18 protein-coding genes, 1 pseudogene and 1 riboswitch are annotated in these 23,834 nt (G+C 61.2%); of the genes and pseudogenes, 6 read left to right on the forward strand and 13 right to left on the reverse strand.

All coding sequences use genetic code 11. From position 1 onward, the window contains the following. Positions 1-72 precede the first annotated feature (72 nt). Positions 73-843, reverse strand: coding sequence for an anti-sigma factor (locus M0D64_RS29625; protein ID WP_308102517.1), 771 nt, complete (start codon positions 841-843; stop codon positions 73-75). Positions 844-1,175: 332 nt separating this feature from the next. Between M0D64_RS29625 and M0D64_RS29630 the strand changes: the two genes are divergently transcribed. After that, a complete protein-coding gene (locus tag M0D64_RS29630; RefSeq protein WP_266260382.1) occupies positions 1,176-1,928 on the forward strand; it encodes a hypothetical protein in 753 nt (250 codons plus the stop codon). Between the two features lie 94 nt (positions 1,929-2,022). Here the strand turns inward: M0D64_RS29630 and M0D64_RS29635 are convergent, their stop codons facing one another. The 5 genes from M0D64_RS29635 to M0D64_RS29655 form a co-directional block, all read right to left on the reverse strand. Next, complete coding sequence (locus M0D64_RS29635; RefSeq protein WP_266260383.1) at positions 2,023-4,506, reverse strand: bifunctional diguanylate cyclase/phosphodiesterase; 2,484 nt, start codon at positions 4,504-4,506, stop codon at positions 2,023-2,025. A gap of 255 nt (positions 4,507-4,761) precedes the next feature. Continuing rightward, positions 4,762-5,352: a TMEM165/GDT1 family protein gene (locus M0D64_RS29640; RefSeq protein ID WP_093634427.1), complete on the reverse strand. Its 591-nt coding sequence runs from the start codon at positions 5,350-5,352 to the stop codon at positions 4,762-4,764. A 14-nt stretch (positions 5,353-5,366) separates the two neighbouring features. Continuing rightward, a riboswitch (yybP-ykoY riboswitch) is annotated at positions 5,367-5,549 on the reverse strand. A gap of 214 nt (positions 5,550-5,763) precedes the next feature. Next, a complete protein-coding gene (locus M0D64_RS29645) occupies positions 5,764-6,636 on the reverse strand; it encodes a hypothetical protein (protein WP_266260385.1) in 873 nt (290 codons plus the stop codon). Then, entirely contained in the window at positions 6,636-8,228 is a 1,593-nt protein-coding gene (locus M0D64_RS29650) for a hypothetical protein (protein WP_266260386.1), read from the reverse strand. Before M0D64_RS29650 ends, M0D64_RS29645 begins: the two co-directional genes overlap by 1 nt. A gap of 26 nt (positions 8,229-8,254) precedes the next feature. Then, positions 8,255-9,973: an OmpA family protein gene (locus M0D64_RS29655; RefSeq protein WP_266260387.1), complete on the reverse strand. Its 1,719-nt coding sequence runs from the start codon at positions 9,971-9,973 to the stop codon at positions 8,255-8,257. A 967-nt stretch (positions 9,974-10,940) separates the two neighbouring features. On the opposite strand from M0D64_RS29655, the gene M0D64_RS29660 reads away from it, so the two are divergent. Both M0D64_RS29660 and M0D64_RS29665 read left to right on the forward strand, forming a co-directional pair. Beyond that, positions 10,941-11,645: a hypothetical protein gene (locus M0D64_RS29660; RefSeq protein WP_266260388.1), complete on the forward strand. Its 705-nt coding sequence runs from the start codon at positions 10,941-10,943 to the stop codon at positions 11,643-11,645. 180 nt (positions 11,646-11,825) lie between these two features. After that, complete coding sequence (locus tag M0D64_RS29665) at positions 11,826-12,503, forward strand: YoaK family protein (protein WP_266260389.1); 678 nt, start codon at positions 11,826-11,828, stop codon at positions 12,501-12,503. Positions 12,504-13,038: 535 nt separating this feature from the next. On the opposite strand, the gene poxB is transcribed toward M0D64_RS29665, so the two are convergent. The 6 genes from poxB to M0D64_RS29695 all read right to left on the reverse strand — a co-directional run bounded on the left by poxB (position 13,039) and on the right by M0D64_RS29695 (position 19,623). Beyond that, a complete protein-coding gene (poxB, locus tag M0D64_RS29670; RefSeq protein ID WP_266260390.1) occupies positions 13,039-14,760 on the reverse strand; it encodes a ubiquinone-dependent pyruvate dehydrogenase in 1,722 nt (573 codons plus the stop codon). A gap of 16 nt (positions 14,761-14,776) precedes the next feature. Continuing rightward, entirely contained in the window at positions 14,777-16,102 is a 1,326-nt protein-coding gene (locus M0D64_RS29675) for an acetyl-CoA hydrolase/transferase family protein (protein ID WP_266260391.1), read from the reverse strand. 5 nt (positions 16,103-16,107) lie between these two features. Beyond that, positions 16,108-16,635 carry a (R)-specific enoyl-CoA hydratase RipB/Ich gene (gene ripB / locus M0D64_RS29680; protein WP_266260393.1) on the reverse strand — a complete coding sequence of 176 codons (528 nt, stop codon included), beginning with the start codon at positions 16,633-16,635 and terminating at the stop codon, positions 16,108-16,110. Positions 16,636-16,671: 36 nt separating this feature from the next. Then, entirely contained in the window at positions 16,672-17,505 is an 834-nt protein-coding gene (locus tag M0D64_RS29685) for an aldolase/citrate lyase family protein (RefSeq protein WP_266260394.1), read from the reverse strand. 127 nt (positions 17,506-17,632) lie between these two features. Beyond that, a complete protein-coding gene (locus M0D64_RS29690) occupies positions 17,633-18,535 on the reverse strand; it encodes a LysR family transcriptional regulator (protein WP_266260396.1) in 903 nt (300 codons plus the stop codon). A 164-nt stretch (positions 18,536-18,699) separates the two neighbouring features. Continuing rightward, positions 18,700-19,623, reverse strand: coding sequence for a LysR family transcriptional regulator (locus M0D64_RS29695; RefSeq protein WP_266260397.1), 924 nt, complete (start codon positions 19,621-19,623; stop codon positions 18,700-18,702). A 137-nt stretch (positions 19,624-19,760) separates the two neighbouring features. Here M0D64_RS29695 and M0D64_RS29700 point away from each other — a divergent pair, with 137 nt between their 5' ends. Genes M0D64_RS29700 through M0D64_RS29710 form a run of 3 tightly spaced genes read left to right on the forward strand, consistent with a single transcriptional unit; the run spans position 19,761 to position 23,196 of the window. Next, a complete protein-coding gene (locus M0D64_RS29700; RefSeq protein ID WP_266260399.1) occupies positions 19,761-20,930 on the forward strand; it encodes a CaiB/BaiF CoA-transferase family protein in 1,170 nt (389 codons plus the stop codon). Continuing rightward, complete coding sequence (locus tag M0D64_RS29705) at positions 20,927-21,766, forward strand: MaoC family dehydratase N-terminal domain-containing protein (protein WP_266260402.1); 840 nt, start codon at positions 20,927-20,929, stop codon at positions 21,764-21,766. The genes M0D64_RS29700 and M0D64_RS29705 overlap by 4 nt, the downstream gene beginning before the upstream one ends. 50 nt (positions 21,767-21,816) lie before the next feature. Beyond that, positions 21,817-23,196, forward strand: a complete 1,380-nt coding sequence (locus M0D64_RS29710; protein WP_266260404.1) for an MFS transporter — start codon at positions 21,817-21,819, stop codon at positions 23,194-23,196. A 22-nt stretch (positions 23,197-23,218) separates the two neighbouring features. On the opposite strand, the pseudogene M0D64_RS29715 reads toward M0D64_RS29710, so the two are convergent. Further along, a pseudogene (locus tag M0D64_RS29715) lies at positions 23,219-23,743 on the reverse strand (IS1634 family transposase); the annotation flags it as partial. Positions 23,744-23,834 lie beyond the last annotated feature (91 nt).

Below are 23,834 nucleotides of genomic sequence, written 5' to 3' on the forward strand. Positions count from 1 at the left end.
TTGCCTGCCAACCTGCGGAAGGCTGCGTGCTCCGGCTTGCTGGAGGATCGGAAATGCGAGCTCCGCAAAGCATCATGGGTTCAAACCGCCGCTGGTTCCCCGGCCTCTGAACGCCCGCCGGAGCATGCTGCATGCGTCGATCGCCATGGATCGCAATTGCACCTCTGGGACGAGGCCAGTCAGCGCGCATCCCGTCCCCTGACTCTCCCAGTAGAACGTGCTGCGATTACCGTCACGAAACAGGCGGAATGCCGTCGCGTCCTTTGGAACCACTGCAACGTACATCGTGAGCCGGACGCCGGCCGTGTTCTGATACATGAACTGCGCGGCAGGGCCGGACTCGCCGGGCAGGAGGCGACCGCCAATCAGCGAATAGCCATATTCCCGAAGCGAAGGCACCGACAACCGCTGACCGAGGCGCCGTGACAGCCAGTCGACCAGATGATCGCGTTGCGGCGCCGCTACCTCCACGGGGTGGCGTTGCTCAGGCGCGTACACCGCGTAAGCGATATCGGCGCGCTCCGCGAACACGGGTGGATCGGCCGTGAAATTCGCCGACATCCAACCGGGTGCCGAGCCGAGCGCCATGCCCATCGCCATCCAGGATGCTGCCACGCCGGCCTGCTGCCACCACGGCGCGCGGTGGCGCACGACGATACAACGCGCACCGTGTAGCGGGTCTCCGAACAGTGCTGTCAGCGCGGCTTTTTGCGCGCGATAGTCCGCCACGCGCTCAGCCGCCCAAGGGTTGGTCGTCAGCCGAACGAGCATGATCGCGTGCTCCGTGGCGGACAATTCATCGTCGGCAAAAGCCGACAGTGGCCGCAAATCCTGGTCGCCCAAGCCTCGTCTCGTTCGGTCTCCATGGTCGTTCATGGCTCGTTTCAAACTTCCTCCAACCGGGTGCCGCGTGATGATGGAATGTCGCGCATGGCGCAATGCATCATTTCTTGCGTCTACGCCCCCAATAAACGTATGACGGGGCCGCTATATTCCAATCGAGTGAAGTGAAGGTTTACTGTGGCGGAGCCGGGAAACCTTCCGGCACTCAGCCGCCACCTCGCGCGGTGTCAGGCAGTTTGCAATGCCTTCGCAGCATCAAGGGTTGAGCGAAAGATGGAATAGACGCCCCCGCGAAATCGTTTAGACGACATACGAACCACCGGCAGACTTCGATGAGCACTCGACAACAGCACGTCATCCGTTCTGTCAGCGCGGGGCTGCTAATTGCGTCCGTTGCGTTGTTCGCTGGCTGCGGCGGCGGAGGCGGTGGTGGCGCAAGCAGCACGTCGATGGTTTCGATCGCCGGTACGGCGGCAACCGGCAAGGCACTCGCGAACGCGACGATCAGCATCAACTGCGCGCGGGGCTCGATGTCGGTCGCCGCAGATGCGAACGGAAACTACCACGCGGCATTCGGCGCAGTGATGCCGTGCATGATCACTGCGACTTCGGGCGGGACGACGCTGCACTCCGCCGCGTTCGCTGGCGGCACGTACAACGTCACGCCGGAGACTGACCTGTTGTTGTCGTATCTGGCGGCGCAACTCGGTACAAATGAAAGCGGGCTGATCACCGGCTTCGCGACGAACACGCAGTTTCAGCAGGCGCTGCAGAATCAGACCAACGTTCTGACGGCGCAGGCCGCTGTCGTCCAGAATCTGCAGCAAAAGTACAGCGTTACGCTTTCCACCCCCAATTTTCTGACCACCGCATTCACTGTCGGACAGCCGGGCGAGGACAACGATCTCGAAGCGCTCCTCACTCTTGGCGCAATCGACGCCAATGGCGAACCGGACGCAGCCGCCGTCGCACTGATGGCCACGATGGGGGCCGCACATCCGATTGCGATATCGCCAGGTAACGGCACAAGCGGGACCGGTGGAACCGGGGTGGGCGGCACTGGAAGCATGGGCGGCATGATGTGAAACGACACGACACACCGTCCTCATGGCGCTTCGTGAGATCGCGATACAGCAGAGGTGACCGATACGCGTTCAACCGACAGCACTCGCGTATGGGTCAGAGCGGCTCAATGGTGAAGTCGCCCGCGGAATGGCTGCGGGTGGAACCGGCAGAATGTGCACGAAACAGCGCTGTAAACTCCTCCGCAGGCAGAGGCCGTGAAAAAAGATAGCCCTGTCCAGTTTGGCAAGACCACTCACGAAGGAGCCTTGCCTGCTCACTCGTTTCAATTCCCTCAGCCGTGACGGACAGTCCAAGAGACTGCGCCATGGAGATGACGGCTCGAACGATTGCATCGTCCTCAGCACTCGTGCCAATGCCCTGAACAAAGGATCGGTCGATTTTCAGCACATCCAGCGGCAGCCTGCGAAGATAACTAAGCGATGAATAACCCGTGCCGAAGTCGTCGATTGCGATTGTGACGCCAAAGTCTTTCAGCCTCTGGAGCGTCTCGATACTCCTTTCGGTATCCCGCATGATCAGGCCCTCCGTGACCTCCAATTTCAGCGAGCCTGCGCCGATGTGAGCACTGGACAGCGCCGCAGCCACGTCGGCAACGAGGTTTGGATCATCGAACTGCCGAGGCGAGAGATTGACGCTAATCTGCAGTGGCGGCTCGGTCGGGAACTCCCGCTGCCAGCGGGCGACTTGCTGGCAAGCCTCTTCCAGTACGTATCGTCCGAGTGGAATGATCAGGCCGCTTTCTTCTGCAATCGCAATGAACTCGGCGGGCGGCAGCAAACCTCGCGTGGGGTGCTGCCATCGCACGAGCGCTTCCATTTCTCGGAACCCTGCCTCCTGAAGCTGCATGATGGGCTGGAAATACACCCGTAGGTCGCGATGCTCGATCGCGTGACGCAGGTCCGTTTCAATCTCCAGCTTTTTGACTGCTTCCGCGTGCATGTTCTCTTCGAAAACCACGTAGCGGCCCTTTCCACCGTTCTTGGCCCGGTACATCGCGACGTCGGCGTCCCGCAACAACGTATCAGCATCGCCGCGGCCGCGCCCAGCGTGCGCGAATGCCAGCCCAACGCTCGCGCTGACGATGTACTGTTTGTTGTCGAGATCGAACGGTTGACTGAATTGCGCCAGGATGTTGTCCGCAACCAGGGTGCCTTCGCTCGTCGCCTCACTCCCGAGGTGTTCCAGCAGGATGACGAACTCGTCTCCGCCCAACCGCGCGACGGTGTCGGTCGGGCGAATGCACCCTTCGAGGCGTTTGGCCGCTGCGATCAACAGCCGGTCTCCCACGTGGTGTCCGAGACTGTCGTTCACCCGCTTGAAGTTGTCCAGGTCGACGAAGACAACGCCGATCATCGCATTACGCTCACGCGCGCGAGCTTCGGCCTGGCTAATACGATCGAGCAGCAGTGCGCGGTTCGGTAACGAGGTGAGCGTATCGTAGAACGCCCGTCGCGCGAGCTGCTCCTCGAAGTTCTTCCTTTCGGTGGTGTCGCTTGCGGTCGCCACGATTGCGCCGACAGCCGGTTCATCGAGCAGATTCGTCAAGGTAAGCTGAATATAGCGCCACGCATCGCCCTCACCTCGAGTACGGATCTCGATGGATTTCGTGGATCGAGCCGTCGACGACACGGTCTCCAACAGGCCCTGCAGCGTGGGGCGGTCAATGGGATGAATCGGATCGAGCAGACTGGTGCCGACGAGCTGGCCCATGTTCTTCAAGGGGTCCGGTCTTCGCGTCGGCGCCTCGTAAGTCACAGTCCCGTTGACGTCGGAAACGAGTATCGCATCCGACGTGTTCGCGACAAGCGCCTGCAGCCTCTGTTCGCTGCTGCGCAGCGCGTCCTGGGCCGCCGCATCCACGTTCTTGCGAATGCGCCGCAGCATCTGAAGAAACAGCAGCGAGAGCCCCACGCCGATCGCGAGTACCACGGGGGTCGATATCAGGACGATCCGTTGCACGGCAACGAGCCGGTCGAGTTGCATCGTCGCATCGTCGCGGTGCTGTGCCGCTGCCGCGAGAACCTTTTGCTCGATATCGTCGAAGAGTGGATCGGCCGAATCCTCGTCGATCTCATTGGCTCTCGCGATGTCGTGATCATCGACGGCCTTGAACATCGGTTTGGCGAACGCTCGATACTTCGCGTGCTTCTCCAGCAGGCCGCGCAGCATTGCGCTGCTGCCGGGCTCAAGTGCCACTGCCTTCTTCAGCGCTGCGTCAAGTGCTTCACCGGCCTCGCGGTGCTCGCGTAGAACCTCCGGACGTGGGTCCAGAAAGTACTTGCGTTCGGCCGATTCCTCCCACGCAACGCTATAGCGAGCTTCCTCGAAAGCCTTATCCGCCTCGTTGGCAGCTTGCGCGGCGAAACCGGCACTCAAGCTTTCATACGCTCCCCAGAAGGCCAGGAGCGGCACGCTCAATAGAACGAGGACGAGACCAAATACGGCGGTGCGCCGCGCGGGGGGCACATTCGACGACGTCTGCTCAACTCGGTCTTCTGCTGCGTTGCGTCGCCACAGATATCGACGCCTTTGGGTGCCTTTCTGTCTGGTCACGATTGCTCCGATGTGGAACGGCACGTCGACGAGGCGCCCTGTTCGAGCAGGTTGGGCGGAAGGAAACTGAAAGTGTCAGTCTTCCCGTAGACGACGTGCGTATCCGGAAGTCGTGATCCGAAGCATCGCTCAGTTCGTTCGTTGACTTCGAACCGAGTAAACGACGGACGACTCCGATCCCGGTCCACGTTTTGTCGGACCACCGCGTATTAACGGCACGCTCGGGGTTTTTCTAAAGGTCTCGCGTTGGTGGAGTGCGGTGCGCGCGTCGGCCGCGAACTAGAACAGCGGATGCGCTTGCGGGTACAGCGCGGTCCTGAGCGCGAGGCCACCGAGGACAACGAAGATAATGGCGGCCAGAATGTGGACCGCCTTTGTTGGCAGGCGGTCGGCGAATTTGTGTCCCAGGTAGATGACGGGCACATTGGCCAGCATCATGCCGAGTGTCGTACCCGCAACCACGCCGAAGAACTCATGAAAGCGCGCCGCCAGGGCAATCGTGACGATTTGGGTTTTGTCGCCCATCTCGGCGAGAAAGAATGTGAGCGCGGTTGTGCCGAACACACCCATCGAGTTTTTCGTCAAAACCGCATCGGCATCGTCCAGCTTGTCCGGAACGAGAATCCACACGGCCATCACGGCGAATGACGCGACAACCGCCCAATTCAGAATGCCCGGACTCAGAACGCTCGCGAGCCACGCGCCGAGTGCGCCGGATGCACCATGGTTGATGAGGGTAGCGGCAAAAACACCGAGGATGATGGGAATGGGCTTGCGATATCGCGCTGCCAATACCAGGGACAAGAGTTGAGTCTTGTCGCCGATTTCAGCAAGGCCGACCACACTGGTCGAAATGAGGAAGGATTGCATGGGGTTGTTGTACCCGGGCCGCGCAGAAAAAACGCGATGACGCGCATTCCGGCGACCCGGTTAGGTCGGAATGCGAGTCATCGGTCTTGCCAGGCATTTAGCTGCGCACGCCATAGCGGGTCTCTCGACTCGCCAAGTATGTTGACGTGCGCCCTCGAACATCGCGTTCGAGGCGGCTACTCCCCAATGAGCAGGCGCGATTTTATCGCGCCATGCGTCGCAGAAGCAAGTCGCCACTATAGCGCTTTGCGCGGTTGAGCATTGCTGCGCGCGCCGATTATTACGAATGCCTTTCGGTTGTGATGCGCTCGCACCTGTCTTTGGGGAGTAGCCGGCTTCTACCCAGAAGCGCCTGCGTCATCTATTCGACGGCAGCAGCGATCGGCCTCGCTACTCGTGAGCCCGAGGCCTCTAGTACGACAGCGACTCAAGCAAAGCCGGTTCGCCGAATTCGACAAGCTGCGCGTTGGAACGCTGGAAATAGCTGGTCCAGAACTGCTTCAGGTTCATCAACGTGCGCGGATCGCGATAACCGTTACGCGCTGCTGTCGAACCTGACGTAGCGGGCTGCATCACGCCCCCACCGATAACGAATATGCGAGCAGCACTGAAATCGCCAAGCAGACTATTGTCCTGCGCCTTCTTCAACTCGACTGCGGGATTGATATTACGTACCGCGTCGTGTGCATAGAAACTCGTCACGCTGGAATTTTCCAAACCGTCAGTGACGACAAATACCACCTTGTGTGCCGCCTTTTCCAATGCAACGGCGGTCGACACGGTCTTCAACGCCATCATGATGTCGGACTGCGCCAGAGTCGACGTGCTTGACTTCATCACTTCCGCAGTCGAACCGACAGCCAGACGCTGCGCGTAAACCTGCTGCTGCTGGAGACAGGTGTGAAAATTGCGCAGGCGGCTCATCACCACATCACCTTCTTCGCTGGCAGGGATGGGCCGTTCGATGATGCCGGTATGCAGCACGTTGAGATAGTGGCCTTGCGAAAACGCCGAAAACTCAGCAACAACAAATTTTGTACCGGGCGTGAGCATCGCCCGCGTGTTGTCAAGCACCTGCTTTTGCAGCGACGGGTCAAGCTGCACCGTTTGATCGACCAGCACATAGATCAACTGGTCGTAGAGCACTCCCCGTTGCGCAATCTGATTGGCGGTGTAGCAGCTCGGGACGTCGTTTGTCAGACCGGCGTGCGCAAGCTGAATCGTTGCGATCGACATCAGCCCGGCGACCACCAGCGCTTGAATGGCCTTTGTGTAAGCGCGCATCAGATATCCCCGAGAATGTCGTCTTCGAGTCGCGCCTGCTCGGCAGCTTCCTTCCGTTTGAGCTTGAGCGTTTGAACAGCCGCAAGAATCGAACTGCGCCGCTCGGCAGAGCCGTCGGCAGCCACATCCAGAATTACCTTGCGACGCTCCTGATCCGATTCGTCAAGGATGCGTTCGGCGATACGCGCAGCGTCCTGGAATACAGCAGTGCTCGCTGCAGAACGCACAGGGTCTTCGGCGTGTGCCGTGTTTGCGGTTGCTTCGCGTCGATCCGCGGCGGCCGATTCGGTGGGCGAGGGTACGGCCCCCATGCTGTCCATTTGCACCGGGCGCAGCGCGTCTTCATGAAGCTTACGGCTGTAGAAATCGTGACAGCTTATTTTCGATACGTTCTCCCGGTACCTCGGCACTTCGCGGCCAAGATGGGCACGCAACTCGGTCAATCGCATGTTGCCGCGATCGAGCGTCGGCTTGATGTGCTTTGCAAAGTAACTCTGGAAACTCGTGTGTCCAAGCGTCTGCTGGTACGCGTTCTTACCGTCGCCGACGAACGAACTGCCGAAAGCCTGAAAGAAGCCGAGCGCCTGCGTGATCACATAGATGATCGCCAGCACGATCGCACCCGCGATACCCTGACTGAACATTTCGCTGTTCAGCTCGTGATCGACGCTCTGTTGCGCCGCACGCGACGAATCGGCTACGTCAGTGGGCAAAGGCGTCGATGCATCGAGACCCGGCACCGGCGGGAACGGGTTGCTGCCCGAACCCGATGCCATCTGACCGTGATCGGCGACGTGATTCGTCATCTCGATCTGCAGTCCCTTGATACGCATCCAGGTAATGCCGATGAGCAGGACGGCAAGCAGTGCGATGGCGACGATCGGTACGACAAGACTGCCACGGTCGTGCGCACCGTCGAGTACACGACTGCCGAAGCGCACCTTTGGCGGTGCGCCCTCATCCTGTGCCTGATCGTCACCGCTGCTGATCTTGTGGCCCGTGTAGCCCTCTACCGTCTCGTTCACCGACCCCAGTGCCTTCCTGATCGCGGACCGCTTGTACACGTCCTTGCCCGCTGCGTGCGTCAGGCCGAGCAGACCGACTGCCATCACGGTCGCGATGACATAGCCGATCCACACCATCTGATTGCCCGTGATCTCGCTTGCCACAAACGGCGCGATCAACATGCCGGTACCGGCCGCTTCAGCGATCGTCAGCAGCCAGAGTGCGGCCCAGGTGAACGCCGACGTAGGCGAGCGACCATTCTGATGCGTGATTTTCAGGTATTCGTTGGCGCGCGCGAAGACGACAGGATCGACCTTCGGCAACTTATCGATATACGTCGAGCAAAGCGACTCTTCAGCAGGCGGCAGGCCGGCGGCCTTCCACGTCGACACGTTTTCGATTCCGTGTGTTTGCCGCTTCCAGCGACGCATCTTGCCGACCAACGGTACGCAAACCCAGAAATCCGCCCACCACAAATCGTCGGTGTAGCGTTTCCATGCGAAGAAGATGCTGAAGACGGCCGCAATAAGCAACGGAAGAGACCACAGCAAGTTAGCGACAAAAGCTTGAATAACATTCGAGAGCACGTTCGACCTCGGAGTCCACGGTTAATTTAACGGAGCGCGAATACGCCTGAAGCAGTAAAGTCCACCGCACGATTGGTGTAATACACGTTGCCCGTCGCGCGCGGCTGGCTGGTCGGCACGACGAGATCCATGCAACGCATCGGCCCCTGCACAAAGACGCGATAGAGCGTGGCATCCCTACCGCGGTACACGTTCACAGGCACGCGTGCAGTGAACGAGGGCTTCTGCTTCGGATTGCTCGCGTACGCTTTATAGATATTCAGTTCTGGCTCGGGGACCGGGCTGCCAGCATCGCTCGGCACGCGCACGTTCAGTAGCGCAACGAGGTTTCCACCCATTCCTGCTACCCACGGCGCTCCGTAGAACCCCGGCATATAGTCGCGGACGTTCAACACCTGGTCAGTTGCCAGATTGCGCACCGCCGACGCATTGTGCGGGCGGTCGCCGAGGCACGAGCCCAGCGTCATTTGAGGGCTTGCATTCGCATTGCTGATAATGCTGAACGCCGACTTCGACAAAGGCGCCCCGAGTCGCACCGGAACGCCCGCGCCGGTCGTAGGCGCTCCGCCAAAGTCGTATCCCGACGCGGCATTACGGTCCGCAGCCAAAGACGGCGGGGAAGCCAACGGCGTCTTTTGAGTCGAGTTCGTGGCGGGGTTGGCCATCGTCGAGTCCGCTGCCGGATCGCTGTTGGAACTGGTCGTCTTCTCGACCGGATTGGCACGTGCTTTTCGAACAGGTTTAGGCGTGGCGGCCGGTTGTGTCGGTCGATCTTGATCTGCCGCCTTGGTGGCCGCAGTCTCCTGATTGCTTTGCGCTGCCAGATCCCCGCTGTTCGAAGGAGCCCCCGCTTGCGTCGCGGTATTGGCAAACAGGTAATTCGCCGGGTTGGCCGTACGTTGCGACAAGAACTGCTGAAGATCTGCTTCCGTCGGCACGTCGACAATTTGTACCCGCTGATTCTCCTCGCGACCTTGCTGCGTCGCGTTTGACGCAATCGGCAAGGTGTCGCCCGCGCCCTGATAGAAGATGTTCTGCATGGGTACGCCCTGATCCATGAACACCTTCGCTACCGCCTTGGCGCGCTGCTGCGAGAGAGTGGACGGGTCGGCACCCAGTGACGCATCCCCTTCGTCCGTATGGCCGACAATCAGCACCTTTCTGTTCAATGCCTGCGCGCGCTGTTCGGGTGTCGCATTCGAAGGAAGCGCGGCCAGCGCCGTCTTGGGCGCGTATTGAGCCGCGATCTGCGCCAGATAACCGCGAGCCTGAGGCGTCAACTCGGCTGTGCCCGCCACAAACTCATCCGATTTGTTCTCTAACTGGACATCGAGTCCCAGCGCGTTACCGGCATCGTTGCCCGAACCGCTGCTACCGGCTGGCTTGCCTTGTGTGATTGGCGCCGATGCAAGTCGCAGCCCGTTTGCTTGCGCGATCTTGTATAGCGCGCAGCGACGGGAATCGAGCACATGCCCGATCAGGAATCCTCCCCCCGAACCAATTACCGCACCAGCAATGGCGCCTTTTGTTCCGTGAACAAGATAGCCGACAACGCCGCCAGCGACTGCGCCGGCAACGATGCCGATGTTGCGATCGTTGTTCGCGCAAGGATCGGGACTATCGAAAACACTGTTGAATTGGGTTTTGACTGCGGGGGCAATTTCCGGTTGACCGGTTTGTGGATTAATCGCACATCCCGACACGGTTAAGGCCGCCCCCATCAACATGGAGCCGCGAATTTTCATTCAAGTCCTTTTTATTCGACGATAGTACGCGGGCTATCCGTCCATGCAGACGACTCACTGCGACACCGCGATTTATCGCAATTTCGCTGCGTACGAATATGGGTTTACGGCAGATGAGACACATAGCTTTAGAAAGAAGGGGGGAAAGGATGTGTTCGTGGTATCCGATTCGCATCGAATTGACTCGTATAGCAAGTGATTTATTTGGTGTTTTCGATTTCAAACGTTGATTGCACGAACTGGCAAACGTTTGCTAATTGCTGAAGGGTTAGACGAGTGCGAACGGTTCGCGTGGGATTCAGGAGACGTTGGTCGGGTGCGGTACGTCACGGCATGCTTTCGTGTCGCGATGCAGATGCTGGCAATTCTTATCGTTGCTGGCAGATGGTCGAACGCCAGCGGGAAGTCGGGCGCTATCAACGTCACTAGACCGCTGAATTCGGTATCGCAACGAGCTTGTGCAGACGACCCGTTTCTGGCTTTCGCTGGAGACTCGTGAAGATCTAAAAGACGGTGCCTGAGCGGTAAGTCGCAGCCCCTCGGGGAATGGCCGCTTGCCTGCAAGGCGTAGGACTGGAGTCGACCCACAACCACCCTTCGATCCCGCGAACCCTTTACGGCAGCTTCCAAGGTACAGCGGCCGTTCGAGCAATCGTGTCGCTCTCGACGTCCGGCTTCGGCTTGCCGTCGACACCGCCGTGCGCAACCTTGCTGCCGCTTCGGAGGTGTGGCGCAATCCCCGCTGGCCCGCCGCACAGGACGCCGACCATACTCGCGCAAAAGCAGTGCTCGGCCCGTCGCTGGTCTCGAGAGGGTTGATCTCGCGCAATGATCCGGCCGAGATTGGAGCCGTACGCAAATGCAGGAAGTAGGCCTGATCTGCTGCCGTCCGATGCCAGACTGCCATGTGGGCCAAAACCTTATAATTCTCGTCCGTCTACGAATTAGCAATTCGCTACGAGAAACGATGAATCCGATGCTGCCGAGCAGGAAACAGTTTTTCCAAGATCCGGGAGGCTACAGCCGTTCGGGATGGATGCGTTGGGCGATGATTGCGTCCGTAAATGGCGCCGAGCTTGATCCTTCCAAACAGCCAACCAGTGAAGACCTGAAGAATCCGCTGTTATGGCTGACGCAGGCAGAAGCTATGTCGCAAGCCGCGTTCGTTTTAATTCGAACCGAGCCGTCCTTCGACAACGTGCCAGCAGAAATGCGAGGCATTTGCGACAGCCAGTATTGTGCCGTTGCTCTCATGTTGGTGGGCTACAGCCTAGAGATATGCCTGAAGGCAATGATCATCGTTAAAGAAGGCGCCGAGGCGTATTCGGAAGCTGAGCGAAAGTATCTAACCCATGACCTTAAGAAACTCGCAACGTTCGTTGTCGATCTCGACGCCAAGGATCTGGCAACTCTCGAGCTGTTGACTCACTTCGTCGCATGGGCCGGACGATACCCTGATCCCGGAAGCAGGTATATTGACAAACACGACACGGTCTTCGAGCTCGCCGAGCAGAATCAAATCTCGGGACATGACCTCTTTGAGCTCGCCGCAAAGGTGATGGGCCACTTACGGAATCTTACGGAGCCACAGGGCCTGCGCAGCCGGTCTTTGACCTGTCCTGCTGGCAGCATGCCAACGTGCGGAACTTCACCGATTTCGCGTTCGATATAACCGAAATAGACGGCATATCGAACAGCAAATCCGAGCATCGTTACTTCGCGAAAGTCTAAACAGGGGAGTCTCGATGTGAGTGTCCCCCTGATTTCACTGCAGGCCGTCTCGTCCGCCCTCCCTTTGCCCTATTTCTGGCTGGTAAGATGCGCGGAGGTACCTTGCGCAGGGGCGAACACGATGGATCTCGATGCGGCAAGTAGAAACCGCGGCGTCGCCGTACTCTTGACGCTGTCCGGAGGCTTTCTCGACGCGTATACTTACGTTGGCCACGGCGGTGTATTCGCGAACACGATGACGGGAAACGTGGCACTCCTCGGCATCCACATAGCAGCTGGTGACTGGACCCAGGCGCGGCTGCACATTCCCCCGCTTGTCGCCTTTGTATTCGCGGTATTTATGGTTCACCTGCTGCGCCTCGACGCCGTCGCGAACTCGCTTCCGCGCCCTGCACTTGTCTGCCTTTTGCTTGAAATTCTTTTTCTGGCTGTAGCGGCTAGTGGTGTGTGTGGACGCTCAGAGCTTTGGCTGATCCCAGGTATCACATTCGTCGCTACGCTGCAGACCTTGTCCTTCACGCACATCGAGAACCTTACGTACACGTCTGTGATGACAACCGGAAACCTTCGCCGCGCAGCGAAGAAATTGCTCGAAGGACTGATCCCAAGATACGACAAGTCGGCTCTTCACGACGCGTCGCTCCTTGGAGCGGCAGGATTCAGCTTCTTCGCCGGTGCTGTGTTCGGGGGGCTCGCAACCAGACTGATGCACGATGTGGCGTTATGGCTCGCAGTAGGGCTCCTCTCGGGCGCCCTACTGCGGATGGGGCAACTGGTACGCAGCAGCGCCAGCGCCTGACACTACCCGCGCTCAGCAAGCATAGTCGCCGCAGCCATAGCGATCGAAGTCTCAGTGGACTCGCGGAATTATATGTCCGACTAACCGGTGCAAGACATCTTTGGCCGAAGAGCGCTGGCCTCTAAGACGCGTTCTAAGCAAGCAATTCGACTCGAGACAATCTCCGATCAGGGCATACCTGACACCCTCCTAGGTTTGACGCTAGCAGTTGCCGGGTCGTACGTCTTCTGAATTTACTTTCGACTGCTACACACTGTTCATTCGGCGTGCGATGTCATGGCCAGATTGGCGACCTGATCGCTCTCCTGCTGGAAGACGGGTCTCATCCTGGCCAGCGCCCCAATGTTGGCATCAGCCTTTACATCTCCTGGCACAGGCTCTGTTTGCGGAATTGGCGCACCCAGTAGAATAATTAGCGAATCTCAACAGCTTCGTTGCGAAGCGCCATATACAAAGGCAGCGCGGGAGACGGTCTTGTCCGGCTAGCCCCCTCTGCAGGGTGCCGCCGCGACTATTTCCCGGACCGAGGGGACGATTAGCGCAGCCAGGTTGTGGCCAGCTCCACGACTTCATTGCCTTTCGCGTTGAGCACGGCCCGCAGCATATACAGGCTGAAGCCCTTCGCATGCGCCCACTCGATCTTGGGCGGCAAGGCAATTTCGTGCTTTGCAACCACAACGTCCACCAGCACCGGCCATGGCCGCGAAAGCGCATGCGCGAGTGCGCCTTCCAACTCTTCCGAGTCCTCCACGCGTGTCGCCTCGATGCCCGCGCCACGCGCGATCGCGGCGTAGTCGGTCGAAGCGAGCTGCGTATCGTCGTCGAGATAGCCGCCGGCCTTCATTTCCATCGACACGAAGCCGAGCGAGCTGTTGTTGAACACGACGACCTTTAACGGAAACGCCTCCTGGCGTGCCGTGAGCAGATCGCCCATCAGCATCGAAAGGCCGCCATCGCCGCAAAGCGCTACCACCTGACGATCCCGTGCAGCCGCCTGGGCGCCCAGCGCCTGCGGCAAGGCATTCGCCATCGAACCATGGTTGAAGGACCCCAGCAGCCTGCGCTTGCCGTTCATGCGCAGATAGCGCGCGGCCCACAGGGTCGGCGTGCCGACGTCGACGCTAAAGACCGCATCCTCTTCCGCCAGATCGCTTACGAGCTTCGTAAGATATTGCGGGTGGATCGGGCTGCCCGGCGGCGACGGCCTCGCGAATGCATCGAGACCGGCCCGCGCTTCGGCATAGTGCTTGCGCGCCGCTTCGAGAAAGCGCCGGTCCGGCTTGCGCTCAAGGCGGCCCTGGAGCGCGGCCACCGTGGCCTTGACGTCACCCACGAGCCCCAGCTCGAGGGGCACGCGGCGGCCGAGCACGGCGCCGTTGCGGTCGATCTGGACCACCTTCGCTTCGGAGGGATAGAAGTTCCGGTACGGGAAGTCAGTGCCAAGCATGACGAGCGTATCGCACGCCTTCATCGCGTGATAGCCGGAACTGAAGCCGATCAACCCGGTCATGCCCACATCGAACGGATTGTCCCACTCCACATGTTCCTTGCCGCGTAAGGCGTGAACGATCGGCGCGCCGAGAGCGTCGGCCAGCGCCACCACTTCGTCGTGCGCGCCCTCGCAGCCGCTGCCGCACAGCAGCGTGACAGCCTCGGAGCGATTGAGTAGTTGCGCCAGCCTGTCGAGCTGACCCGCTTCGGGAATCGTTACCGAAGCGTCCAACGAGAGCACGCCGGGCTTGTCGTCAGGCGCGCTTTCGAGCGCCACGTCGCCCGGGAGCACGATGACCGCCACGCCGCGCGATTCCAGCGCCGTGCGGATGGCACGGTCTAGCACGCGCGGAAACTGCTGCGGATTGGTCACCAGTTCGACGAAGTGACTGCATTCGCGAAAGAGTTCCTGCGGATGCGTCTCCTGAAAGTAGCCAAGCCCGATTTCGGAGGTAGGAATATGCGCGGCGATGGCCAGCACGGGCACGTGGTTGCGCTGACAATCGAACAGCCCGTTGATGAGGTGCAGATTGCCCGGTCCGCAGCTTCCCGCACACACGGCGAGCTTCCCGGTCAGCGCCGCCTCGGCACCCGCGGCAAAGGCTGCCGACTCTTCGTGGCGCGTATGGGCCCACTCGATCTTGCCGAGCCTCCGCAAGCTGTCCGATAGTCCGTTGAGGCTGTCGCCCGTCACACCCCAGATGCGCTCGACACCCGCGGCAGCAAGCGCGTTCGTGAGGTAATCGGAAATGGTTTGTCGTGTCATGATCGTGCTCCTGCGATTAGATCAGATGAAGGGCTTTGGCCTCGTCCGCGAGCGTCGCGCGGAAATCGGGGTGCGCGAGCCCGATCAGCGCCCGTGCCCGCTCCGTCGACGACAACCCCTTGAGATTCGCGACGCCGTACTCGGTCACGACGATGTGCGTGTCTGTGCGCGGCGTGGTCACCGGCCCCGAGAGCTTCGGCACGATCTTCGAAAGCGCGCCGCCCTTCGCCGTGGAATGGAACGCGATGATCGACTTGCCGCCTGCCGACCCGTAGGCACCGCGAACGAAGTCGAGCTGGCCGCCTGTCGCGCTGTACTGATGCCCGTTCACATGCTCGGAATTGCACGCGCCGGTCAGGTCCATCTCCACAGTCGAATTCACCGAGATCATCTTCGGGTTCTGCGAGATGACCGCCGGATTGTTCACGTAGTCCACCGGGTAGCTCTCGATGGAGGGGTTGTCGTTCATGAAGTCGTACATCGCCTGATCGCCCATGGCGAAGGTAAAGACCGACTTGCCGCGATTCACGGCCTTGTTGCGGTTCGTCACCACGCCGCGCCGGATCAGGTCCACGAGCCCAGGCGTCAGCAGTTCGGTATGCACGCCCAGGTCGCGGTGGCCATACAGCGCGCCGCACACGGCATTGGGCAGCGCGCCAATACCCATCTGCAGGCAGGCGCCGTCGGGAATGAGGTTTGAGATCAAATCCGCAATCACATGATCCTTGTCGCTCGCCGGCTTCGGCAGCAGTTGCGGCAGCGGATGATCCGATTCGACAATGGCGTCGACCTCGGAAATGTGCAGCAACGAATCGCCGAACACGCGCGGCATGTTCGGATTGACCTCGACCACAAGCCGGCGCGCGGAGCGCGCAACGGCGCTCGTGTAATCGTTGTTGGTACCGAACGTGAAATAGCCGTTGCTATCCATGGGTGACACCATCACCAGCATCGTGTCGACCGGAATATGGTCGCTGAAAAGACGCGGCGACTGACTAAAGGTGTTCGGCACGAAGAATACGACCTTGCGGTCGCCGTCTTCGGCGCCCTGGCGGATCAGCTTGCGCTCAGGCTCGCCGAGGAACATGCAGTGCGGCTGGATGCGCCCCATCAGTTCGTATTGCAGCAGCGTCTTGCTGAGAAACGATTCGGCGTGGAAGTAATAGACCTTCAGCGCATCGACATCGCCCGCACTCGCACGCGCCGCCAGCGCGGCCAGAAGCGAAGGCGGCTGGGACATCGCCATGCCGAGAGCCACAGTCGAACCGCTCTCAATCGACGACACTGCCTCCTTAGTTGTACGAATTTTTGAGGAATAAACGGATTCGTTATTCATAGCCATGCTCCTTAGTAGTTGGCTTCCGCTTCCGGCGAATGGCCGCGCCGGTAGATCAGCATCGTGCGCTCGAACGACATCACCAGCTTCCCGTCCTGATTGATCCCGCGTGTGAGGACCGTGACGATGCCTTGCGTGGGACGGCTTTTCGATTCGCGCTTGTCCAGCACCGTCGATTCCGCGTAAAGGGTGTCGCCGGCAAAGACCGGGTGCGTCGCGCGTACGTTGTTCCAGCCCAGATTGGCCACCACCTTGGCGCTCACGGTGCTAACGCTCATGCCCGTCAGCAGCGCGAGCGTGAAGGTGCTGTCCACCAGCATCTTCTTCCACTCGGTGTGGCTCGCGTAGGCCTGGTCGAAGTGCACCTGCTGCGTGTTCATGGTGAGCAGGGTCGTCCAGATGTTGTCGACGTCCGTGATCGTCCGGCCCGGGCGATGCTCGTAGGTGTTTCCGATCTCGAAGTCTTCGTAGTAAAGGCCGGAGACCTCGCGAAAGCGGTTCTCCGCGATCTTGCGGTAGGCAGCGATGGATTCGCTCATGACATTCTCCTGGTTGAAATTGAAAAAAAAGAGCGCTTAGGCACGCGACAGAACGCGCCGTGCCTCACGGGCAATCGCCTCGTCGACCATACGGCCATCGACCACCGCCGCACCTTCTCGTGCGGCCTCGATCACGCGGTGCGCCCAGTCGATCTTTGCGGCGTCCGGCGTCATGGCCGCGTTGATGGGTCCGATGTGTGAAGGATGGATGGCCGCCTTGCCGTCGAACCCGTTCGCGGCGGCAAACCCGATTTCGTGCTCGAGTGCGGCGCTATTGCCGATCTCGAAGCATGGCGCGTCGATGGCGCGTATGCCGCTCGCCACGCAGGTGGCCGAAATCTGCACGCGTGCGACGGAAAGTGCGAACGACGCAGGCTGCACGCCAACGTCCCCGGCATAGTCCCCCGCGCCGAACATGACCGCCGCGACACGCGAGGCCGTGGCAAGCAGCTCCGGCAACACCACGACGCCCTGGCGCGATTCCACCAGCGGTACCACGCGTGCGTCGCTCGCCACTTCGCGCAGCAGCGCTTCGACCTGCAGGACCGTTTGCGCGGCCTCCACCTTGGGGATCACGATGAAAGCCGGTTGAAATGCCGCGTCGAGCAGCGCGGCCAGGTCATCCAGACCGCTGCGCGAGTTCGGCGTATTGATGCGCACCGCGAGCGCGGCGGTAGAACTGAACGGCTGGCTGAGCAGGTTGCCCAACTGGCGGCGGGCGATGGTCTTTTCTTCGGGACGCACGGCGTCCTCCAGATCCACGATCAGCACATCGGCCCCCGCCGGGCCGGCTTTGGCGAAACGCTCGGGGCGCGTCGCAGGAGTGAACAGCCAGGACCGGGTTTTCGTCTCGACGTCGCGAGCATTCATTGCTTCACCTCCAGAAGTTCGATTGCCAACGGGGTTCATTCTCTGTCCCCATCGGCTCCTGAACAATCGCTGATTGGCGAAGCCAGACTCAACCCGAACCGAAACCTGCGCTTCTTGTGCTTTTTTATCAGCCGGTGGCGGCGCCAAGGCGCACGAGATGTTCGACGAGCCGCCGGGTGGAGGAAGGCAGCCGCTCGAGGTCGCTTACGCAGATCAGGATCTTGCGCACGGCCCACGCGTCGGTGATGCGCAGCAGACGCACCCGCATCGAGCGTTGAAACCGCCGCGCCGCCGACTCAGGGAGTACCGCGACGCCCACGCCGTTTTCGACCAGGCGGCAGATCGACGCGAAGTTGCCAAGCTGGATGCGGTGCCGCAAGTTGCGATGCAGCCGCTTCGCCTGATTTTCGAGGAACACCTGAATCGACGAGCCGCGTTCGTGACCAACGAAATCGGCTTCGATAAGATCGGCAAAGGCGATCTCCCGCTGCAGCGCGAAACGTTCGTCGACTGCGGGCACAACCGCGCACAGGCGGTCGGTGGCAAAGGGAAACGTCGTGAGCGCCACGCCCTCGGGCGGCGAAGCGATGATGCCGATATCGGCCACTCCTTCCGCAATGGCCGCGATGATCTCATCGCTCGGACGCTGCTCGATTTCGATGTTGATGTTGGGGTTGTCGCAGAGAAAGCGGCTAAGCGGGCCAGGCAGCGTCTCGACAAGTGCATTCGTGTTCGAGAGGATGCGGATGGTCCCCCGCATCCCCTGGGAGAACTGTGCGAGGTCGTCCGTCATGCGTTGTAGCGCGCCGAGGGTGGCCCGCGCGTGGCGCAGGAAGGTTTGCCCCGCCTCCGTGACGCGTATGCCGTGAGGCCGACGCTCCAGCAGCGGCACACCTACCGCCTCCTCCATCTGCCGGATACGCGCACTGACCGCCGCGAGCGAGAGGTTGACGCGGGCTGCGCCGTGCGTAAGGCTGCCAGCTTCGGCGACGGCAACGAAGGTTTGAAGGTCGACAAGGCCAAAATGCATGGGATAACACACCGGGAAGTGAGTCTGGACTCGAATGGACGGGCCACGAGGCTCGCCTGCGAGAAGCATACCTAGCTTTACGAACGCATGTCCATTGTGTGCCGCGTGCCTCGACGCGACACGCAGATAGTGGTGATCTCCAAGTGCTGGAGCGTCGTCTCGCGCTAAGTCTTGTGGTGCGCAGCGCCCTCAGGCGGCAACGCCCCCGTGTCCGTCAGCACTTCGCGCAAGCGGTCCCGAAACGGATTCAATACTGGTGTGTTGCGCAATACGCATACGCACAGGTCGCGGCGAGCCCAGGGTTCCGCGAGCTTGAGCACCACGACGTTGCTGCCTGAGTCGCTCTCGATGGCCGAGCGCGCGACGATGCCAATTCCGGCACCAGATGCAACTAGTTTCACGATCGCACCATAGCTCGACACCTGCACACGCACGTCCAGGCGCCCGCCCAGCGCGCTCGCATGATTCATCAGGAACGTGTGAAGTGCCGCACCCGGCTGGAGGCTGATGAACGGGCGCTCCAGGCACTCCCCGAAGCCGATCTCTCCCCTCGCGGCGATATCGCTGTCGCGCGCGGTGACCACCACGAGTTCGTCCTCGCGATACCGATGAAAATCCAACTCGGGATGGTTGGCCTCCAGTGCCACCACGCCGAGGTCGGCGCGGCCCGAAGCCACGGCCGTCACGATGTCGTGGCTCAGGCGCTCCTCCAGCGAAATCCGCACGTTCGGATAGCGCGAGAAAAAGCACGCGAGATCGTCGGGCAGATAAGAGCTGATCGCATTGTTGTTGGCGAACAGCGTCACGTGCCCCACCAGACCATTCGAAAACGGCGACAGATCCGCGTTCATCTGCTCCAGTTGCGCGATGCAGCGCCGGGCGTGCTCCATTACGATACGCCCGGCGGGCGTCGGCATCACGCCGCGCGCGAGCCGCACCAGCAAGGGTGCGCCAACCACGTCTTCCAGGCCCTTGATTCTCAGGCTTACCGACGAAGGCGCGAGGTGGCAGCGTTCCGCGCCGCGCGTCACGGTCCCTTCCTCGGCAACCGCCAGGAAGACTTCCAGATCCGTCAGTTCATAGCGCATCAGCACCTCCGCAGGAAAGACGATTCTGCCGCCAGCATTCGGTTTTGACAAACGCTCCGTTTGAATTATCTCGATGTATCTATTCGGACCGAACCGCAATACTCACTGCGACCAGCCAAAAATTGCGGAGACGATCCATGAATCGCCAGACTTCAACTGAACACCCCCTGCCGCTTGCCGGGGTCACGGTCGTGGCCATCGAGCAGGCGCTCGCCGCTCCCCTTTGCACGTGCCGCCTTGCCGAAATGGGCGCACGCGTCATCAAGATCGAGCGCCCCGAGGGCGATTTCGCCCGCGGCTACGACGCGGCCGCGAACGGCAACTCTTCCTATTTCCTCTGGACCAACCGCGGCAAGGAGTCGGTCGTGCTCGACTTCAAGCTGGCCGACGACGCCGCGCTGCTGCGTCGCCTCATTGCCGAGGCCGACATCTTCGTGCAGAACCTCGCACCCGGCGCGCTCTTGCGAGCAGGCTTCGATAGCGCGACCCTCCGCGAGCTGCATCCGCAGCTCATCACCTGCGACATCACAGGTTACGGAACGGGCAGCGAGACGAGCAAGCTCAAGGCCTACGACTTTCTCGTGCAATGCGAAAGCGGCCTCGTGAGCGTTAGCGGCGCGCCCGATGCGCCGGGCCGTATCGGCGTTTCGATCTGCGACATCGGCGCCGGCATGAACGCAACGATTGCTGTGCTCTCCGCGCTCACGCTGCGCGATCGCACAGGCCAAGGCTCGGGCGTTTCGGTCTCGCTCTTCGACGGTGCCGCCGACTGGATGACCGTGCCCTACGTCCACGAGCGCTACGGCAAGGGCGCACCGGCGCCGCAAGGCCTCAAGCACCCGTCGATCGCACCCTACGGGGCGTATCGCACGAGCGAGGGACGTGACACCGTGATCAGCATCCAGAACGACCGTGAATGGGGCAACTTCTGCGAGGTGTTCCTCGGCAATCGCGAGATCGCCAGCGACGTGCGATTCGCGACCAACAATGCGCGGGTGCAAAACCGCAAAGCGCTGGATGCGCTGATCGGCGACGCGTTCCGCACGAGGGCGCTCGATGAAGCACTCTCGCTGCTCGGCGACGCCAACATCGCCTACGGCCAGTTGCGCCAGGTCGCCGACATGACCACGCACCCCGCGCTGCGCACGTGGTCGATGGCCGCCGACGACGTGGAGTTGCAGATGGTCGCACCGCCCGTGCGCGCCCCCTGGGACGCGCAGCGCTTCAAACCCGCGCCGAAGCTTGGCGAACACACCGCGCGCATTCGCGAGGAGTTCGCGGCCGAAACCGAGGAGGCAGGCGCATGAGTCAGGCCGACATTACCAAGCTGCGCGAATGGGTGGGCAAGACCATCGTGGACGAAGACGTGCTCGATGTCCGCCACGCCCGCCTGATGGCCGCCACGATCGGTCGCGATGCCGAGGACCTCGTCACAGGCGCACCGCTGCCACCGCTGTGGCATTGGCTCTATTTCCTTGAGGGCCTGCCCCCCGAGCGCCTCGGCCGCGACGGCCATCCGCAACGCGGCGGTTTTCTGCCCCCAGTGCCGCTACCGAACCGGATGTGGGCCGGCGGCCGCGTCCGCTTTCTCGACGCATTGCCCCTCGGTGCCACGGTCGAAAAACGCTCGACGATCCTCGCGGTCGAGCACAAGCAGGGCCGCTCGGGCGAACTCGTCTTCGTCACGGTACAGCACGAGATCGCACGCGGCGGAAAAGTCACCGTTCCGGAAGAGCACGACATCGTCTACAAGGAAGTGTCGCCGGGCGGCCCGGCGCGCCAGGAAGTCCGGCGCGCACCGGGCGAGCATCGCGAGACCTTCGTCGCAACTTCCACGACGCTCTTTCGCTATTCCGCGCTCACCTTCAACGGGCACCGCATCCACTACGATAAGGACTACTGTCGAGAGGTGGAAGGCTACCCTGACCTGGTCATCCATGGTCCGCTGAATGCGACGCTGCTGGCTGGCCTTGCGCAGCGCATTGCCGGCAAGCCGCTGGCGACGTTCGATTATCGCGGCGTTCAGCCCGCCATTCTCGGCAATGCCCTGACACTGAACGGCGTGCGCCAGGGCGAACGCCTCGAACTCTGGACTGCGCTACCCGAGGAACGCGTCTCGATGCAGGCAAGCGCCACTTTCTGACGCAGGTCCCTCGCAGTTCACCCTTTCACAAAAACATCAAGGAGACAGGTATGACAGGCAGAGCCACCATGAGGGCGGCGGTCCCCGGCGCGGTGTCGGGCGAAGAGGCTGAGACGCGCACCTCCGCGCGCCGTATCGAGCGGCGCGCGGCGCTTGCGGGCGTGATCGGCACCACTATCGAGTGGTACGACTTCTTCATCTACGGCACCGCAGCGGCACTCGTATTCCCGAAGCTGTTCTTTGCGCACGGATCATCGGCAGGACTCCTCGCTTCGTTTGCGACGATCTTCGTCGGGTTCTTATCGCGCCCGCTGGGCGCCGCGCTATTCGGGCACATGGGCGACCGCGTCGGCCGCAAATCGACGCTGATCGCCACGCTGCTCGTGATGGGCCTCGCCACGTTCCTGGTCGGCTGCCTGCCCGCCGACGGTGCGATTGGCGCGCTCGCGCCATGGCTCCTCGTCGCGCTTCGCTTCCTGCAGGGGATCGGTGTCGGTGGCGAATGGGGTGGCGCCGTGCTGCTTACCATGGAATCGCATCACGGCGAGCGGCGCGGCTTCATGGCCAGCCTGCCCCACATCGGCGTGCCGCTCGGCCTCGTGGTGTCGGTTCTCGTCTGGAGCGGCTGCGCGCGCGCCACGGGCGACCATCTGCTCGACTTCGGCTGGCGAATTCCGTTCTGGATCAGCGGCGTATTGCTCGTGATCGGACTCGTGATTCGTTTCGGCGTGCCCGAAACGCGCGAATTCCTCGAAGCGAATCGCGCCGTTGCCAGCCGCGTCGGGCGGAGCGAGACGCCTATCGCAGAAGCCTTTCGTACCCAGTGGCGCGCCATTCTGCTCTGCGCGCTCATTCGCCCTGGCGAACAGGCGGCGTTCTATATGCTCACGACTTTCGTCGTTCTGTACGGGTCGCGGGAGTTGGGGCTTGGGCGCGAGTTCGTCCTCAACGCGGTTCTCATCGCCGCGATCGTGGCATGCTTCGCTCTGCCTTTCTTCGGCTATGTTTCCGACCGCATCGGCAGGCGCCGGACCTTCCTTTCCGCCTGCGTCTGCATGACCTTGTTCGCGTTTCCGTATTTCGCCATGCTTGATACGCGAGCACACGCGGTCGTTGTCATCGCCATGGTGGTGCTGATGATCATCCACGCCGCCATCTACGGCAGCGAGGCGGCCTACATTGCCGAATGCTTCCCGGCGCATATCCGGTATACCGGCGCGTCGCTGGGCTATCAGGGCGCTTCGATCATTGCCGGCGGGCCCGCCCCGCTGATCTCGCTGTGGCTCTATCAGACCTTTCATAGCGGCTACGCCGTGGCCGCATTCCTCGCGGCCATGTCGTTCGTGAGCGCCTGCGCTTCGTTCTTCCTCGGACGTCCCAATCGCCCCCCGAGTTCGACAGATTTTCGTCTAAGTGATCGATTGTGCTGAACCCGATGGTGCAAATTTGCCACTACAAGCTACGGATTGTCGGTATCGGTAGGTTTAGGGCTTCGAAGAGTTCTTTCTGTTCAGGAGTCAGTGTGGACAGGCCGGTTGCGCTTTGGCGCCGATGAAGGACGACCTGATGAAACTGGATGCGACGCTCGATTTCCAGCGCGCGCTTGGGCGAGCAGGCTTCGTCGCGCGCCTTCAGACGCATGCGCATCACGCGATACAGCATGAGCGCCAGAAAGCAGATCATCGCGTGTGCACGAATCCGATTGGGCAGGCGATGGAACACCGGGCCGATCTCGATTTCGGACTTCAGTACGCAGAAGCCCCGTTCGATGTCAGCCAGAGACTTGTAGCGCTTCACGACGTCGATCGGGGTGAGCTCCGGCACGTTGGTCACGAGGATCAGCGTTCCGTCCATCATGCGGGCGCGGGTCAGTGCACGTTCATCGATGTCGCAGGTGAACAGGCCCGATTTCAGATCAACCATGACGATCGATGCGAGCTTCGCTCCGCAGACTGCCTGATAAAGACGCGCCTTGGCATCCATCGATGCTTATCGGCCCATGGCGCTGCGTTCTGTTCAAGTTCGGCAATATGCTTATCGCGCCGGACACCCATTTCTGCGGCGACGT

This window comes from Paraburkholderia sp. WS6, assembly GCF_030464835.1.
GTDB classification, from domain to species: Bacteria; Pseudomonadota; Gammaproteobacteria; order Burkholderiales; family Burkholderiaceae; genus Paraburkholderia; species Paraburkholderia madseniana.